The sequence below is a fragment of the Pseudomonas arvensis genome, from assembly GCF_056688935.1.
This window is the reverse complement of the sequence record NZ_CP162038.1, coordinates 4,648,855-4,662,336: the sequence shown is the minus strand read 5'-3', so window position 1 is coordinate 4,662,336 and position 13,482 is coordinate 4,648,855. Positions and strand designations below refer to the sequence as shown.

At 57.9% G+C, this 13,482-nt stretch carries 22 protein-coding genes; 4 read left to right on the top strand and 18 right to left on the bottom strand.

Annotated features, from left to right (window positions below):
- Positions 1-9: 9 nt before the first annotated feature.
- A complete protein-coding gene (locus AB3G88_RS21020) occupies positions 10-522 on the top strand; it encodes a hypothetical protein (RefSeq protein WP_480451518.1) in 513 nt (170 codons plus the stop codon).
- 79 nt (positions 523-601) lie between these two features.
- Here AB3G88_RS21020 and AB3G88_RS21015 read toward each other — a convergent pair whose 3' ends face one another.
- From AB3G88_RS21015 to AB3G88_RS20940, 16 genes are all read right to left on the bottom strand, one after another.
- A complete protein-coding gene (locus AB3G88_RS21015; RefSeq protein WP_480451516.1) occupies positions 602-1,768 on the bottom strand; it encodes an Arm DNA-binding domain-containing protein in 1,167 nt (388 codons plus the stop codon).
- A 300-nt stretch (positions 1,769-2,068) separates the two neighbouring features.
- Positions 2,069-2,473, bottom strand: a complete 405-nt coding sequence (locus tag AB3G88_RS21010) for a hypothetical protein (protein ID WP_269131732.1) — start codon at positions 2,471-2,473, stop codon at positions 2,069-2,071.
- 260 nt (positions 2,474-2,733) lie between these two features.
- Positions 2,734-3,360 carry an FmdB family zinc ribbon protein gene (locus tag AB3G88_RS21005; RefSeq protein ID WP_480451513.1) on the bottom strand — a complete coding sequence of 209 codons (627 nt, stop codon included), beginning with the start codon at positions 3,358-3,360 and terminating at the stop codon, positions 2,734-2,736.
- Positions 3,353-3,547, bottom strand: a complete 195-nt coding sequence (locus AB3G88_RS21000; RefSeq protein WP_480451511.1) for a hypothetical protein — start codon at positions 3,545-3,547, stop codon at positions 3,353-3,355. The genes AB3G88_RS21005 and AB3G88_RS21000 overlap by 8 nt, the downstream gene beginning before the upstream one ends.
- Complete coding sequence (locus tag AB3G88_RS20995) at positions 3,540-3,920, bottom strand: ASCH domain-containing protein (RefSeq protein ID WP_480451509.1); 381 nt, start codon at positions 3,918-3,920, stop codon at positions 3,540-3,542. The genes AB3G88_RS21000 and AB3G88_RS20995 overlap by 8 nt, the downstream gene beginning before the upstream one ends.
- The gene (locus tag AB3G88_RS20990; protein ID WP_480451507.1) at positions 3,917-4,507 is read right to left on the bottom strand and encodes a Mu-Gp12 family protein; all 591 of its coding nucleotides are present in this window, start codon (positions 4,505-4,507) and stop codon (positions 3,917-3,919) included. Before AB3G88_RS20990 ends, AB3G88_RS20995 begins: the two co-directional genes overlap by 4 nt.
- Positions 4,508-4,509: 2 nt before the next feature.
- The gene (locus AB3G88_RS20985; RefSeq protein WP_480451505.1) at positions 4,510-4,773 is read right to left on the bottom strand and encodes a hypothetical protein; all 264 of its coding nucleotides are present in this window, start codon (positions 4,771-4,773) and stop codon (positions 4,510-4,512) included.
- Between the two features lie 58 nt (positions 4,774-4,831).
- Positions 4,832-5,038, bottom strand: a complete 207-nt coding sequence (locus AB3G88_RS20980; protein WP_080519936.1) for a hypothetical protein — start codon at positions 5,036-5,038, stop codon at positions 4,832-4,834.
- On the bottom strand, positions 5,035-5,382 hold the full coding sequence (locus AB3G88_RS20975) for a DUF7673 family protein (protein WP_480451502.1): 348 nt from the start codon (positions 5,380-5,382) through the stop codon (positions 5,035-5,037). Before AB3G88_RS20975 ends, AB3G88_RS20980 begins: the two co-directional genes overlap by 4 nt.
- 25 nt (positions 5,383-5,407) lie before the next feature.
- Positions 5,408-6,226: a hypothetical protein gene (locus AB3G88_RS20970; protein ID WP_480451500.1), complete on the bottom strand. Its 819-nt coding sequence runs from the start codon at positions 6,224-6,226 to the stop codon at positions 5,408-5,410.
- A 25-nt stretch (positions 6,227-6,251) separates the two neighbouring features.
- Positions 6,252-8,969, bottom strand: a complete 2,718-nt coding sequence (locus tag AB3G88_RS20965) for a toprim domain-containing protein (protein ID WP_480451498.1) — start codon at positions 8,967-8,969, stop codon at positions 6,252-6,254.
- A 12-nt stretch (positions 8,970-8,981) separates the two neighbouring features.
- Complete coding sequence (locus AB3G88_RS20960) at positions 8,982-9,215, bottom strand: hypothetical protein (protein ID WP_094950367.1); 234 nt, start codon at positions 9,213-9,215, stop codon at positions 8,982-8,984.
- A gap of 75 nt (positions 9,216-9,290) precedes the next feature.
- The gene (locus AB3G88_RS20955; protein WP_455911396.1) at positions 9,291-9,662 is read right to left on the bottom strand and encodes a hypothetical protein; all 372 of its coding nucleotides are present in this window, start codon (positions 9,660-9,662) and stop codon (positions 9,291-9,293) included.
- A complete protein-coding gene (locus AB3G88_RS20950) occupies positions 9,662-9,958 on the bottom strand; it encodes an ogr/Delta-like zinc finger family protein (protein WP_080519942.1) in 297 nt (98 codons plus the stop codon). The genes AB3G88_RS20955 and AB3G88_RS20950 overlap by 1 nt, the downstream gene beginning before the upstream one ends.
- A complete protein-coding gene (locus tag AB3G88_RS20945) occupies positions 9,958-10,428 on the bottom strand; it encodes a YmfL family putative regulatory protein (protein WP_312403961.1) in 471 nt (156 codons plus the stop codon). The genes AB3G88_RS20950 and AB3G88_RS20945 overlap by 1 nt, the downstream gene beginning before the upstream one ends.
- Before the next feature lie 29 nt (positions 10,429-10,457).
- Complete coding sequence (locus AB3G88_RS20940; RefSeq protein ID WP_480451494.1) at positions 10,458-10,670, bottom strand: DNA-binding protein; 213 nt, start codon at positions 10,668-10,670, stop codon at positions 10,458-10,460.
- An 86-nt stretch (positions 10,671-10,756) separates the two neighbouring features.
- On the opposite strand from AB3G88_RS20940, the gene AB3G88_RS20935 reads away from it, so the two are divergent.
- The 3 genes from AB3G88_RS20935 (at position 10,757) to AB3G88_RS20925 (ending at position 11,728) form a co-directional block, all read left to right on the top strand.
- A complete protein-coding gene (locus AB3G88_RS20935) occupies positions 10,757-11,077 on the top strand; it encodes a helix-turn-helix domain-containing protein (RefSeq protein ID WP_480451492.1) in 321 nt (106 codons plus the stop codon).
- Between the two features lie 10 nt (positions 11,078-11,087).
- Positions 11,088-11,435 carry a DUF2511 domain-containing protein gene (locus AB3G88_RS20930; protein ID WP_480451490.1) on the top strand — a complete coding sequence of 116 codons (348 nt, stop codon included), beginning with the start codon at positions 11,088-11,090 and terminating at the stop codon, positions 11,433-11,435.
- Positions 11,436-11,566: 131 nt separating this feature from the next.
- Positions 11,567-11,728 carry a hypothetical protein gene (locus tag AB3G88_RS20925; protein ID WP_480451488.1) on the top strand — a complete coding sequence of 54 codons (162 nt, stop codon included), beginning with the start codon at positions 11,567-11,569 and terminating at the stop codon, positions 11,726-11,728.
- A 46-nt stretch (positions 11,729-11,774) separates the two neighbouring features.
- Here the strand turns inward: AB3G88_RS20925 and AB3G88_RS20920 are convergent, their stop codons facing one another.
- Entirely contained in the window at positions 11,775-13,043 is a 1,269-nt protein-coding gene (locus AB3G88_RS20920; RefSeq protein WP_480451486.1) for a phage late control D family protein, read from the bottom strand.
- Positions 13,040-13,480, bottom strand: coding sequence for a phage tail protein (locus AB3G88_RS20915; protein ID WP_480451484.1), 441 nt, complete (start codon positions 13,478-13,480; stop codon positions 13,040-13,042). Before AB3G88_RS20915 ends, AB3G88_RS20920 begins: the two co-directional genes overlap by 4 nt.
- Positions 13,481-13,482 lie beyond the last annotated feature (2 nt).

Genomic DNA, 13,482 nt, shown 5'->3' with positions numbered 1-13,482 from the left:
ATGCTGGAAATGAATCCATTCGCATCTATGCAGAAAGACAGCGTCACAATCGTTAAACAAGATGGTCGCCGTTTAGGTCCCTATAAAACGAATATAGGGCCTAAGGGAGCCACGATTTACGAAAAAGAGTTGGATGTTGATGTAGACGACTTTCTAGAAAGAATTCTTCCAGGAAATAAAGTTGAGTTGCATACCGTAATAGATGCGCATTATTCCCCTGGCCTCCATCAAATCGGCCCTCATTGGACTTTGAAGTTGCGTAAAGGTCCGGCGAAAAGTGACTCCTCTGTAAAACAGACCACGATCAACATCAATAACTCTACGTCTTTCCAAGTAGGCGATCACAATACTCTGCATATTGAGCAGGGCGTCTCTGAGCTGATTACTCGGATTGAACAGAGTGGTGGGTCTAAAGCGGAGATAGAGGATGCCAAGAAAGGTGTAGCAGATATGCTTAAACATCCGTTGGTTACCTCAATTCTTGGCTCTGCTGTAGGCGGGTTAGTAAAGCTTCTCGGTTAATTGCTCATGTTGTTGGGATGGCTGCGTGATCGCAGCCATCGCTTAACGATATTGTGATTGGATCAAACTGATTAAGTAGTTATATCTTCAAGGCTAGATGCAGCATGCCAATGACATCCGGGCCGTCCTCGTTGATCCACATGCCGTAGTGCTGTCGGATCATGTTAGCGCTGGTGTGGCCCATCTGCTCCGCGATCCAGTCAACCGAAGCCACGCCGGTGGTGAGCAACTGGCTGGCGTAAGTGTGTCGGCACTGGCCTGGCCCGCGATAACGAACGCCGGCCGCTTTCAAGTGCGCTTTAAAGAACCTGTCCCTCACCACAAAGTCGCTGACGTGCGGCAGACCACTCTTGGTATTCAGGAATACAAAGTGCAGCTTGTGCTTCCGGACGGTCTTGTTGTCCCGCTCGACGACGTCGACCGTGTCCACCGTTTTGAGCTGGTTGATAGCGTCCAGTTTGCGCAGTGCATCCCACGCCGGCTCCAGCAGGCGCACTTTGCGAGTAGATCGCCGGGTCTTCGTCACCCGATAGGCACCACGCACTTTGGATCGGCGAAAAGTCACCATCCCCTGTTTCAGATCGACATCCTCCCATGCCAATGCAATGGTCTCCGACACCCGTGGGCCTGCCCAAATCATGAACTGCACCATTAACAGCTCTTGGGTGCGGCTGGTGGGTGTTTCGAGGATCTGCTTGATTTCCGCCCTGGTGAACGGGTCCGGGGCTTCTGGGTCGGGCAGGCGAACGAATAACCCCTCGGTTGGGTCGTGTGCGACCTTCTTCCGGGTGCGGTAAAGCCGGAACACCTGGCGCACGTTGCTGATGATGTCGCGGATGGTCTTGTTTTTCAGGCGCTTCGACAGCGGCCCCTGAATCCACTCTTGCAGGTCAAGGTGGTCAATCTGATCGATCTGAACGTCACCCCAGCGCGGCCTAACATGGACCTCAGCCTTGTTCTTGTACCCCCGGAAAGAGGTAGCGGCCACGCTGTTGCTCTTGATCGTGAGCCAAAGGTCCAGGTAATGCCCGAAAGTGTTCTCGGCCAGCTTGGTCGATTCGGGAAAATGCCGGCGGTAATCGAAGGTGCCGGCCTGTATCTCGTACTCGATCACCGTTACCAGACGCTTTGCATGCTCCCTATTTTCCGGTGTGTTACCACCGGGCACCAGCTCCCGACACAGTTCGCCATTGAAACGGAAATAGACCCGTACCGAATTGCCACGGGCCTCTACGCCATCTGCCATATGCGTCCCCACGCGATGTATTGAAAGATTCTGCCGACAGGCAGAAAAAAGGCCCGTCGCCGGGCCTGATGTATTGCGGTTTTAGTGTTGCCGATCACTGCTGGCGAAGTAACCAGAACAGGCTGGCACTTTTTCTAGGTACCGGTGTGACTCCGGCTTGAGACTCCTCGGCCCGACGCTTGGCGTTGGCAGCCTGGCGCGCTTTGCTGCACTTCTGGTGGTTGCCGTGAGCACGGGATCTACCGCACTGGTCACAGACTCCGGTGAGGTCGAGGTTCCAGGGGAAGGATTTACCGTTGTTCAAGGGGCTACCTCGCTTTTGGTCCATTGGACGATGTCCGCTCCAAAATCCACGGCAACGAATTCCAGCGTGCTAAATGTCCAAGCGTACTTATCGCCAAAACGCTCCAGTCGTTTCAGTACGCTTCCGCAAGAGAGCCTTACGTCAATGAATGCTGGGGCATCCGGGAAGTCATCAGGGTCTGCGTCGCACCAGCTAACGGTCAGTTTCTCAACGGCCGTTATCACATCCGCAATCTCGAACTCACGGCCTTTGGGACCCACTAAGCTGCGAATTTGGTGAACGGCTGTTTGCCAGCGATCCTTGCGTACAACTGCGCCGTCCTCACGAAACTCGTAGTCGATAGGGTCAGCATTGGCGAACTCTGGTTTTCTGAAGTCTCGCTCAGTGACAATTCTGGTCATGAGTTCTCTCCGTTACATCCGAAATGATTGATGAGCAAAGCCCGGCGGAGCTTTGTGTTCTGCGGGTTTTGCGGTGTGGCCTTGGACCTCACATACAAACCGATGCCGCTTTTGGTTGGGCGCCGTCAGCGCCTCTGTCAGCCCAGGTACGACGTCGGTGCATAGCTCGTAGGCGCTAGGGCCACTCCAGCTATCAGCCCTAACCACCTGGCAATCCGTTCGGGTCGCATCCGCGCACAGGTAAAGCAAAAGGAAAACGGTCATGGTGCGTTCCCCGCGCCGCAGTTCGGGCAGTCGTCGAAGCGCTGGCGCTCGCTGAGAAAACGCCCGCAGCCTTCGCAGTTGATCCGGTCGCGGTAGATACGGTTGCGCGGGCGCTTGAGCTTGGGCAGCTTGAGGCCGACTGAGCGAAGTGCCTGCCTGTGGTCGAGCTGCGCGACCTGGGCCACTGGCCGGGAACGCTCGACGATGTACCCGCACGGCCAAAGCTCCAAGCCTTGGGCCAGGTACCCAGCGGCGTCTGCCGCTCCCGGGTGGATGGCGTCATCCAGATTGGCGGTTGGGCCTGTGCCGCCGCGCCACACCAGATCATTGCCGTCCCACTCGCGTGCGTAGGCCACATATACGCGGCCGTCTTCGTTGCGGTAGGCCTCGGCCTCTGACCTGCTGAGGTACTGGCAGTCAACGCCGACCTCTGCGCGAGTGCTGACGTACTCCACTGGCCAGGGCAAATCGGTTTCCCTGCACTCGTATTGCTTCAGAGCTTGTTCCCACGAGAACTGTTCTGCCTCGTCGAGATTCGAGGTGTAGCCGCCGCCGTTACGCCAAAACATCGCCCGGCTACCGACGTTATTGCGGCTGTCCTGCAAGAAGAAGAGGTCAGACATTGGCCACCTCCACGTCGGCGCAGAAAGCTCGCCACTTTGCGGCGTTTTCATGCAGAGAAACTTCAGCCTCTAGCCGTGCTTTTTCTCGAAGAGCCCGGTTCATCCGCCACTCGCATGGTTCAACCATATACTGGATGACGCGCTCGTCATCGCCGCACTGGTTCAGGCAGTCGCACGGATCAGCCATGGGCCACCTCCTGATAGTCGATATCGAAGAAGCCCAGCTGGCCCTTGTATGGGAGAAACGGCAGGGGCTTGGCGTCGGCCAGCTCGAAGCCGAACTTGCCGAAGAACCAGGGCGACAGGCAGTCGTCGCCGCAGCCGGTGACTGTGGCCTGGCCGACGATGCCGCCGCGCTCCAAGTCGTTGAAGTGCGGGATGGTGATGCCCTGTTCGAGGGCGAAGAAGTAGGCGTCGTTGTACTCGGCGCTGGTCATGCCCTTGGCGGCGTGGATCAGCACCGGTCCGCGGAAGCGGGTCGGCCAGCTACGGTTTTCGATGTCCTTTTGACCGTTGACGATCAGCCAGGCCCAAGGCTGACGGATGCTCAGTGCTTTCATGCTGTACCTCCGACTTTCGCAAGGCGGGCGGTCTCGTACTCGCTGGCCAGGATCTCTACTGCACCTTCGATCCATCCGTTTGTTGGTTGGCCTGCTGCGATCTGGCAGTGGTGTTCGGCTTTGTTTATCTGGAATCCCAGGTGGAAGTAGGCGGTGCCATCGAGTTCAAACTTGACGCCGCCACACAGCCAAAGGCTGCCGCTATTCACGCCGAGTCGATCCCAGTATTCGGTGGTGCTCAAGCGTGCTGGGCAATGCTCGTTCCACAGTGCGACAAGACGCTGATGTTCCGCCCGGATGGCAGTTCGTTCGTCTTTCGATATGCCTTTTCCAGGCTTGGCAGCAGTGCGCAGTTTCCGATATCCATGGTCGTCAGGACGGCACCAGTGCACATCCAGCTCGGCACCACCGCTGAGCTTCACGCCGCCTGCGAAATGGGAGTCGACGTCACGCATTGGTGCGACCTTGCCGCCGAAATGCACACCCAGCGCGATCAGTAGAGCGCTGAAAGCATCCCTCATGACGTAATAGCTCCGAACAATTTCGACGGTTGCTGGCTCGCTGGACTTATAAAAGTAGTCAGCCATGATCACTCCCCTCCCATAAGCATGCGCGTCAGGGCGTTGGGCTGGCCGTCGGGTGTCAATTTACTCAGCGGCTGTGTGGTGGTTCGGCCATTTGCACTGCGCAATGTCGCGACATCGTCAGTGATTGCCTCGATTACGGCTTTGCGGGCGCTGAAACGGTAGCTGCGGCCACCACCGCTGATTGCGACGTAGCTGACCTTGTCGCCGACGGCGAATGGGGTTGTGTTAGCCTCTCCGGCGCTGCTGCTTAGGTTCTGTGCTTGCATGGTGCTGCTCCTTTGTAGTGGTAGGTGTCGGGGAGTTGGCGCTCCTCAACACCATCTTTCAGGCCGGTTTGGCCTGGTCTTGCTCAATGATCGTTATGACTTCGTCTCTGTCTTTCGCATAAGCGAAGGGCAGTTCGCCCCCAGGCCGAGTAACGGGGTAACGCGACTCAGGCAACCGGCACAGCGCGACGGTGTAGCCGTTGTCGGTAACCCAGCAGTTCTGCTGGACTTGCCCGTCTCTATTGCGTTTCGGCGCCCATTTCATGCCCAGGTACCTATCAGTTCTTCCCAGATCGCATCGCCGTCGGGGAGGTACGTGTGCACCTCTTGCTCAGGCGAGTAGTCCAGTTGCAGCACTGCCAGGCAGTCGTCGAACAGTGCGGTGTCGAGGCCGCGCAAGCTGGTCAGGACGAAGGGGTAGTCGCGGCCGTTGTAGAGCCCGAGCAGAAAGCGACCGATGACTGCGCTCTGGCCTGTATCCCGCTGGGCGACAGGAACCAAGCGGTTAAGTGCTTCGATACCTGCTTTACGGATGGCGGGGCGGTTGGCTTCAAACTCCTGCAGCTGCTGAAACCAGTTGGGCTGCGGTTTTTGGGCAGGCGTATTCATGCGGATTCTCCTTTCGAAGGCCGGATCAATAGGGGATCGTGTCAAGGAAGGCGATGTCGTGAACCAGCTTCCTGGCCTCAAGCTGGAGGTCCTGCGGAATCGCCAGAAGATTGCAAAGCAGATCGATCAGACAGATCATTTGTGCGCAGTTGAGTGCTGTACGCGCGTTCAGGCCTGTCCCGTATTTACGAGTGAGCTGGCCTTGGTAGGAAGGCAAAAAAGCCCGAAGACTGCCGCAAATCCATTCTCCTGACTGAGAAACCGCGATACCGAATCCACTTGCCTCCGAAGCGTTGAGGCTGCTGATGTCTTCCGGCCGGATTTTAGGTGTATGGGCGTCGGCAGCTGAAAGATCGAGCATAACCATTCGGCTGGTGACCGCATCACTGCAGTCCAGTTGCTGGTTTGCGGTTATCACCAGAGCCCCGCGAAATGTCACCTCTTCACTCCGCCCGTCCCCAGATCGCAGGCTCATGCTGCCTGAGCTAAAAAGCGGCTTCAGTTCATCCCAATCAATGGACTGGCCTAATTCACCGTGTTCCTCGCAAATGACAATCCGCTGCCCTGCGCCGGCAAATGTGCGCGCTCGCCCGGCCGGAGTGGCATGGGAAAGTGCATGGGAGTAAGGCGTTTGCCCGTTCAGCTTTTGGAGGTAATCCAAAAGAAGAGTTTTGCCGCTGCCGGCGGTACCGACGATCTGAAGGAACGGGAAGCTGTTCTGGTCCTGACGAATTCGGGCGGCATGCACGGCCCCCATCCACCAAGCCATAGCCAGTACCCCGCGCGCGCCGAAGTACGCGGCAAATTCGTTGAAGCGAATGGCTGATTTGAGTTCGTTTTGCATGGTGCTGCTCCTGTTGTTGCGGTGGTTACGCGCCCTGGAAAACCCAGCAGCGAATGGTTTTTGGCTTGTCGAAGGCGTCGACCTGGCGCGACGAGTTGACGGGCTTGTTCGATTCCAGAAACTTGGGTGACTTGCTGGTCTTGAGCAGGCGTTTCAGGTCGCTCAGCGGCGGGACTTGCTGGCGTTTATTGGCAGCCATTTCCACAAACTCGTTAAGGTTCACTGCGATCAGCCCATCGCGACGCGCATGGTTCAGCGCGGCTTTCTCGTCCATGCCATTGAGGAACTCATAAAGGTCCCAAAACTCGCGCACGGTCGGGTGGTCGGCGTTGATTGCCTGCTGCCGCTCCAGCGCCATGCGGCTGATTTCAGCGTGGGCGAGGGCCTTGCGGCGATCGCCGAGTGGTACGACGCCGGCCAGTGCGTCCACTAGGCTGCGCAGTTGTGCGTGGTTTTTGGCGATACGTACGGTGCGCACGCCAGGCAAGGCCAGCAGTTCCTGTTCGTAGCCGGAGGTGTTTTCCTCCAACAGCCGCATGGTTTCGGCTTCGCGTTGCAGCGCCTTGACCAGGAAGCCGCTGATGCTGTCCATCGGCATGCGCTCCAGCTGCTCGGCGTATTGCTTGGTCTCCGGCGTGTGGTGCTCGCGTGTCAGGTGGACGTGGCAAATACGCTGCAGGATTGGCTCTGATGCGTTCACCGGGTTGTTTTGCGCAATCAGCAAGGCGGCGCGGAACGGCGGTTCGTGAGTGTCGTTGCCGTTGTTTTTCACACCGGTGGAGCGAACGCTGCGGCCGTTGTAAGCGGTTTTCAGTTCGTCCCAGTCGAAGTGTTTAACCGGCTGGCCTTCCTTTTGTTCACGCTCGGACTCGATCAGCACCACCGGCAAGTTGCTGACCTGCGAAAAGTTGCGTGCACGGCTTGCGGCAGTCGCTTTGGACGGGTCGAAGCCTTCGTAATCAGTGCGCCCGACCGACTTCCACAGCAGCTCCACCAGAGTGGTCTTGCCCGAGCCGGCTTCGCCAACCAGCTCCAAGAACATCAGTGACTTGTGGATCTGGCGGATCTGCTCGGCGTGCAACGCGCCCAGCCACCAGGCCAGCACCACCAGACCCTGTACGCCAAAGCAGCGCCAGTAGATGTCGAACCACCCTTCGTTGTAGGCGTTGAGGTCTGTATTGATATGCAGCACCGGCGACTGGCTCTGGGACTTGATGCTCAGTTTTCCGAGGTCAAAAAAGTCTTCCTTGTTGCGCACCTGCACCTTGCCGCCGTGAAAGGCCAGGTCGTTGAAGACATAGGCGCCATGGTCGCGGCTGTAGCCGATCCATTCGATGGTGTTGACGGTTTTCAGGCAATCCAGTTGGGGGGCCAGGATCCGTTTCAGTTGTTGGGCGCTGCCCTCGAACATTGCGCCGTTGGAGACATTGAGCAGGCGATTCGCAAACTCAGGCGCCGAGGTGAGCTGTTTGGCCGTGAACGTGCTTTTGATAGCCGGCCCCTGCGGGCGCTCAATGCGGAAGTAGTACCAGGCCTCGTCGGTCAGGTCGTTGCGCATGTAGTACAGCGCCTGGAAATTGCAGTTGGCGATGCTAGTGACTGAGCCAGATTGGCGCAGTGCCTTGTAGCGTCGCTGTTCCTCAGTGAGCAACTGGTCTTCGTGGCGTTCCGAGCTTTCCAGATCGGTCATTGCTCGGTCGTACTTTTCAAGGTCCAGCCGAAACCAGTACAGGCGCTTGCGGAAGGTGAAGTGAAATTCCTTGCGTTCGTTGCGGACGTAGATCAGGAACGCTTTTTCCTCCGCCGAATCAGCCAGCAGCAAATCGCCTTGGTGGCGCGCTTCGCTAAGGTCTTGCTCAATGCGGTCTGCGCGTTTGTCGTCGCCCTCGATCGATTTCCACCGCAAGTGCAGATCGTTCCAATCGACCTTTTTTCCGTTGGGCTGCGGGATTACGGCTGCTTTAGAGGTGAAGCCCAGCTCGCTCGCTTCCTTCGCCCAACGGCGCATGTTGGCCTTGGCGATTGGCTCGTTATCCAGTGCCCACACCAGGCGCGGCAGACGTTTGCCAGCGTCCTGACGTAACTTGACCAGGGCCTTGAGTGAGTCGATGGGGCAGGGAGCGCTGGACATCATCGACACGGCCGGCACTTCGTTGTGCAGCAGAGCGATGGAGTCGAAGATTCCCTCGACTATGAATAGCTCGTCGACTTCCAGCAGGTCCACACTCGGTGGGCACCACCAGACGCCTTTGTAACCGGTCAAGCCTTCGCCGGTAGGACGAAAGCGTGCCTTCATCTTGCCGAAGCGGTCAGGCCGATCTATTAGGCGCTCCCAGTAGCCACCTTTCTCCAAGGCGAAACGCACCGTGGCGCTCCCGATGTTTAGCCGTCCATCCCAGTAGTTATCCTGAGTGAACAAGCCGGCGATCAGCTCAAATTTGAAACCCCGCGCAAACTCAAGGTAGGCGCGTGCTGTGGCCTGGGGGTTTTCCGCTGTCGACGGCGCGGTCTTGCTCCAGTCGTTGAATAGATCGTCGTAGACGTCTTTCACGTAGACGCGGTGGTCGCACTTTTCCGGCCGTCCGCAGATCAACGTCCAGGGCGAGTCGTAGAAGGTGTAAAGGGTTTTCTGGCGGCAGGCAGGGCACACCCCCTTGCGCATGTAATTGGTGTTGGCCATGTGCTTGAGCTGGTAGTCCCGCTCAATGCGTTGGATGACGTCGGCTCGCAGCCTTTGTTCCATTTCCATCGTGGCTTACTTCGCTTCGTCGAGACTGTGTTTAAGGGCGCCAATCAGGCTTTTTCGTGCGGCCAATCCAGGGAAGGCCACCAGCAACGAGCCGTGCCGCAAACCCTCGGGGATCAAGCGAAAACGGTCGTCATACCAATGCTCGTTGAACAGCAACGCGTACTGAGCGCGCAGCTCAACGAGCAGTGCCTCGGCCTGGTCGCGGGGCAGTTTTGCGGTGATGGCGATGTCGATTTCCATGGTCCACCTCGGATTGCGGGCAAAGCTCACCCAAACCCATTGGGAACGGGGCAGGGCGGGGTTTAAAAGGGAGCGTTACTGAGGGTGTGGCTTGTATGCGGTGTTGCGCTGGTCGAGCAGTTTCTGCGGCAGAAACCTAGCCGACATTGGGAAGGCTTTGCCGGCGAGAACATCCACCAAGAGGACACGGGTGCTGTCCGATCCACTGGCCCAGTCAATGCCAATCCAGCGGCGCTTTTTGATCACCTGCAGTTCAGTCCAAGCGTTGTGGACAAGTTTGGGTGCCATGAATACAGGCACTTCCAATGCAAGGGTCAGATGGCGAATGCAGCGATCGAACAACAGATCGGAATCCACCAGGTGTTCTGCCTCATGGCGTTGCAGGTAAGCGAAAGCAGCTTGTTGCATGCTGCTGCGGTAGTCATGAGTCTGTTGATCGAGGTTCATCACGCGCGCTCCATTTCCAGTTGGTCCAGCAGATCGGGTTGATCGTTGTTTACCGTGAGGTTTCGACGTGCAAGCAAACGCACCTTTGTTGGGGCCATGGGCAGGACCGTAAGGGGGCGGTCAATGCCCGATGGGCTGAGCTGGTATTCCCAAACCAATGAGCCGGAGAACGTGGCGCCGCACAGCAGGTTGGTGCATTCCGAGTACATAGAGCGAAAGCAAGGCGTCTGGCCTTCGGAAGTACGGATGCGCATCGAGCTGTTGCAGCAGGGGCAGACCAGTTTGTAAGTGCTCACTAAACAGCTCCCTGGCTGTACAGCTGGATAGTCGCAAACACCTCGGCGTAGCGGGCGGACATGTAAGTGATCAGGGCAGCGATGATCGCGTCGGCTTCACGCCTTTCGATAACACCGTCATCCAGGGCCGCAGACATGATCTGGTCGACTTTGCCCCGCTGGGCCGAGGCCTTCAGGGACCGGCTGTACAACTCCACGTTGTCCAGGTTCTCCGGGACGCTCAGCGGTACGAACATGCCGCCGTACATTGAGGCGATGTAGTCGGCCAGGAATGTGGTCCCGGCTACTTGCTCCAAACGGTGAATGTGTTCATCGGTCAGCGGGCGGCTGCCGGCGTTCTCGTAGGCCTGGTTGTCGAACTTCTTCAGCGGCATACCGAGGTCTGCCGAGGCATACGACCGACCGCCTGGGTAGGCGCCTATGACGGCCATTACGACGCTCTTTCTGCTGTCTAGAACTGGGCGTTTCATCTTCTGGTTTCCCCTTGGAGCCAGAGCCCCTAGTTTGTAATCACGCCGTCTTTGATTCCGAGCAGTACGGCCGCGCGGTGAGCTTCACCACGCAGGCATTTCTTCTGTCCGTTCAAAACCGCGTAGACCGTCGATGGGTTGAATTCATTTTCTTTAGCCCAGTCTTTGGCCGTAATCCCGAGACGTGCGAGACGATCACGGGCCTGTTGGCATGCTTGCTCAATGGGGGATGCGTTCGGCATAGTCTCGTTTCGTGTGGTTTCGTGTGATGACATGGGGAGAATATTCAACGAGCGTTGAATAGTCAACTCAATAAGGGGTCGTTTTGTTGAATATTGGTGAAAGGCTGAGGGAGGAGCGTGTCCGTTTGGGTTTCAACCAAGCGGATTTCGCCGCAATTGCGGGCGTTGCCAAGACCTCTCAGTTCAACTACGAAAAGGGTGATAGAAGCCCTGATGCAGCGTATCTCGCAGCTGTGTCGGAGAAAGGCGTGGACATCCTTTACGTGGTCATCGGCCAACGCGTGCCAGTAGCAGAGCCAACGTTGTCACCTGATGAAGTCGAGATGGTCGAGCACGTTAGGACGTTGGATGAGGATGACAAGGGAGCAGTGAAAAGGCTTCTACGTGCGTTCAGCCAAAAAAAATAAGGAGCTACATTTGAGCCAAGGAAACAAGGTTGCTGCGCTGATCATATTGCTGTCAGCGCTCGCGGGGTGTGATGCCGACGAAAAGGTCCAGACCGTATCGAGTAAAGATTTCGGGGATGCCTGGCCTTTCACGGTCGATAGCGTCGATCTAATGTGTGATGGCCCTTCACCTAAAGCGCTGGCACGAGCCGCCGACGGCACTGTTTATGCGTTAAGTGGAAGTGCCCGAAGCGAGGCTAAAAGTCGTGGCTGGGCAGACGGTCAGGACATAACAAAGCCATCCCCGACCATTCCGTCGATAAAGATGGACTACAGCGACTTCGTCGCACTCGCGCAGGATTTATGCTCGAAGCCTTGATCCATTTTCTGAAAGTTTTTACGTAGGCTGGTGGCACATCTACACACGCTGACAATCCCTCGCCCCTCAGGGTGCTTTGGTTGGCACCTAGGTTGGTGCCGGGCACCTGGAGGTGTTGAAGGGAGTGACACATGTCCGCGAGTAACGATATGCAAGCCAAGCAGGCCGAGAGCGTTGAGTTTGAGAAATTGAATCATCGCGAAAGGTTGGTTTTGCAGATGTTCAGGCAACTTGATCAGGAGCAGCAAAAGGACATTCTGCGGTTCATTGATGTTCTGTTGCACGCGAAGTGAATGAGGAACCCGGCTAATGCCGGGTTTTTTAGGGTCGCTTGAACTCTCATGTTGCTGCCATCTGCATTTTCTTCCACTCCCGATCCACCGCCCGCTTAGCCGTCCTTTCACTGGCATACAACCACCGCAACCGCCTTGGCTTTGCCTGATCCCCCGCAGTAATCGTCTTTTCCTTCCCGGTTTTCTTGTCGCGGTAGTACGCGATGATCCCCGTGTAATCCCCCTTGTTCTCCTCCGCCAGATCCTCAACGTTGTCCTCCGGCAGCTTGCTCTCCAGTTCCAGGCTGACGGTGTAGCCACCATCCGCACTCAGGCTGTGCTGCACATTCCCGCCGTACCAGATGATCTCGTCGATTTCCTCTTTCACGCCTTGGAGTGTGTAGGTCAGCTCCGGGATCAGATCCGGCCGGCCCATCGCCAGGTTGTAGCTAAGCGTGGCGCTACCACGTTGCAGGCGCCGGAACTCTGCACGGGCAGCGCGCAGGGCTGACTGCTGGTCGCTGTAGGTGTGGCGCAGGTCTTTGAGATTGTCGCCGCCGCCGGCAATGGCTTCCTGTTTCTTGGCGCTGTTCACGTCGTAGTAATAGGCACGCACGCCGTCGTAACTGTCACGGTCGGCTTGTAGGTAGCGGTGCTGGTCGCCGTCGGCGCGGGTGAGGGTGATGTGTGGCAGATCCATGCCGCTGGCGGTCTTGCCGCCGCCCGCCGGAAGGCACAGCAGGCAGCCGGCTTTGACGCTGGCCACCGCGTCGAATTCTTCGGCCAGGCGGCTTATCAGGTTGGCGTCGGATTCGTTCGCCTGGTCTAGCTGCAGGATGGGCAAGCCGTGCAGTGCACTGGCGATCGTGGCGGTGAGGCCGTTGCCGATGGCGATATCGCCCAGGACGTCGCCGAGTGTGGTGTTGCTCCAGCTGCGCTCGCGCTTGGTTTTCAGGCCCTTGCGCAAGTCTGCCGATCTGGCGCGGATGCTGAGCACGTCCGGCGCGCCGCTGTGTTCGGTTTCGTCGACAGTGTACGTGCCTTTGTCGACCAGGCCGGTGTCACTCCAGCCCAGCCATAGTCGCAGCACCGCGCCCTTGGGTGGGATTGTCAGCAGGCCGTCGTGGTCGCTGAGGGTGATGCTCAGTTGGTCGGCCTCGACGCCGCGGTTGTCGGTCAGCTCCAGGCTCATCAGCCGCGGGCTGATCAGTTGAGCGATGTCGAGGCCGTCGACGGTGAGCCGGAAGGCCGGCACGGGATAGGCCGCGTCACGCATGTAGCGCTCGGCCGTGTTGCGCACGTAACCCGTGACCTTGGAGATGATGGCTTCGATCACAGCAGGCCCCGCAGGATGTTGACGCCGATGCTGGTAGCGGCGCCTAGCAGGTCGATGCGGTCGTCGTCGATGCGCTTGAGGCTCAGGGTGAATTCAATACGCCGTGGAGTCCCGTCGCTGAAAAAGAGGGTCTTGGTTTCGCTCAGGCTCTCGATCACCCACAGGCCGTAGATCCGTCCGGTGCCCTCGACCATGGGCCAGGCCTTACCAGTGTTTGCCATTAAACGGATGGCGTCGAGGCTGAGGGCGGTACCGGCCAGCTCGGGGAAGATGACGCCGGGGAGGGTGATGGCGTCGTCCCCACGGCCTACAAACTGCCGCGCGGGCGCCGCGCCGATTCGATTGTTGCTGGCATGGCGCCAATCCGTTTGGCGCTGCAGCTCCTGGTAGGCAGCGGTGTGCAGGCTGAACACGAACATGCCGAGGGCCATCATCATGG

Bases quoted from the DNA above. Each gene is read 5' to 3' on its own strand.
- AB3G88_RS21015 (WP_480451516.1), bottom strand. From the start codon at position 1,768: ATGGCAGATGGCGTAGAGGCCCGTGGCAATTCGGTACGGGTCTATTTC.
- AB3G88_RS20945 (WP_312403961.1), bottom strand. From the start codon at position 10,428: ATGAAACGCCCAGTTCTAGACAGCAGAAAGAGCGTCGTAATGGCCGTC.
- AB3G88_RS20995 (WP_480451509.1), bottom strand. From the start codon at position 3,920: ATGAAAGCACTGAGCATCCGTCAGCCTTGGGCCTGGCTGATCGTCAAC.
- AB3G88_RS20925 (WP_480451488.1), top strand. From the start codon at position 11,567: ATGTCCGCGAGTAACGATATGCAAGCCAAGCAGGCCGAGAGCGTTGAG.
- AB3G88_RS21005 (WP_480451513.1), bottom strand. From the start codon at position 3,360: ATGTCTGACCTCTTCTTCTTGCAGGACAGCCGCAATAACGTCGGTAGC.
- AB3G88_RS20915 (WP_480451484.1), bottom strand. From the start codon at position 13,480: ATGATGATGGCCCTCGGCATGTTCGTGTTCAGCCTGCACACCGCTGCC.
- AB3G88_RS20955 (WP_455911396.1), bottom strand. From the start codon at position 9,662: ATGAACCTCGATCAACAGACTCATGACTACCGCAGCAGCATGCAACAA.
- AB3G88_RS21000 (WP_480451511.1), bottom strand. From the start codon at position 3,547: ATGGCTGATCCGTGCGACTGCCTGAACCAGTGCGGCGATGACGAGCGC.
- AB3G88_RS21010 (WP_269131732.1), bottom strand. From the start codon at position 2,473: ATGACCAGAATTGTCACTGAGCGAGACTTCAGAAAACCAGAGTTCGCC.
- AB3G88_RS20960 (WP_094950367.1), bottom strand. From the start codon at position 9,215: ATGGAAATCGACATCGCCATCACCGCAAAACTGCCCCGCGACCAGGCC.
- AB3G88_RS20965 (WP_480451498.1), bottom strand. From the start codon at position 8,969: ATGGAACAAAGGCTGCGAGCCGACGTCATCCAACGCATTGAGCGGGAC.
- AB3G88_RS20980 (WP_080519936.1), bottom strand. From the start codon at position 5,038: ATGAAATGGGCGCCGAAACGCAATAGAGACGGGCAAGTCCAGCAGAAC.
- AB3G88_RS21020 (WP_480451518.1), top strand. From the start codon at position 10: ATGAATCCATTCGCATCTATGCAGAAAGACAGCGTCACAATCGTTAAA.
- AB3G88_RS20970 (WP_480451500.1), bottom strand. From the start codon at position 6,226: ATGCAAAACGAACTCAAATCAGCCATTCGCTTCAACGAATTTGCCGCG.
- AB3G88_RS20990 (WP_480451507.1), bottom strand. From the start codon at position 4,507: ATGGCTGACTACTTTTATAAGTCCAGCGAGCCAGCAACCGTCGAAATT.
- AB3G88_RS20985 (WP_480451505.1), bottom strand. From the start codon at position 4,773: ATGCAAGCACAGAACCTAAGCAGCAGCGCCGGAGAGGCTAACACAACC.
- AB3G88_RS20940 (WP_480451494.1), bottom strand. From the start codon at position 10,670: ATGCCGAACGCATCCCCCATTGAGCAAGCATGCCAACAGGCCCGTGAT.
- AB3G88_RS20975 (WP_480451502.1), bottom strand. From the start codon at position 5,382: ATGAATACGCCTGCCCAAAAACCGCAGCCCAACTGGTTTCAGCAGCTG.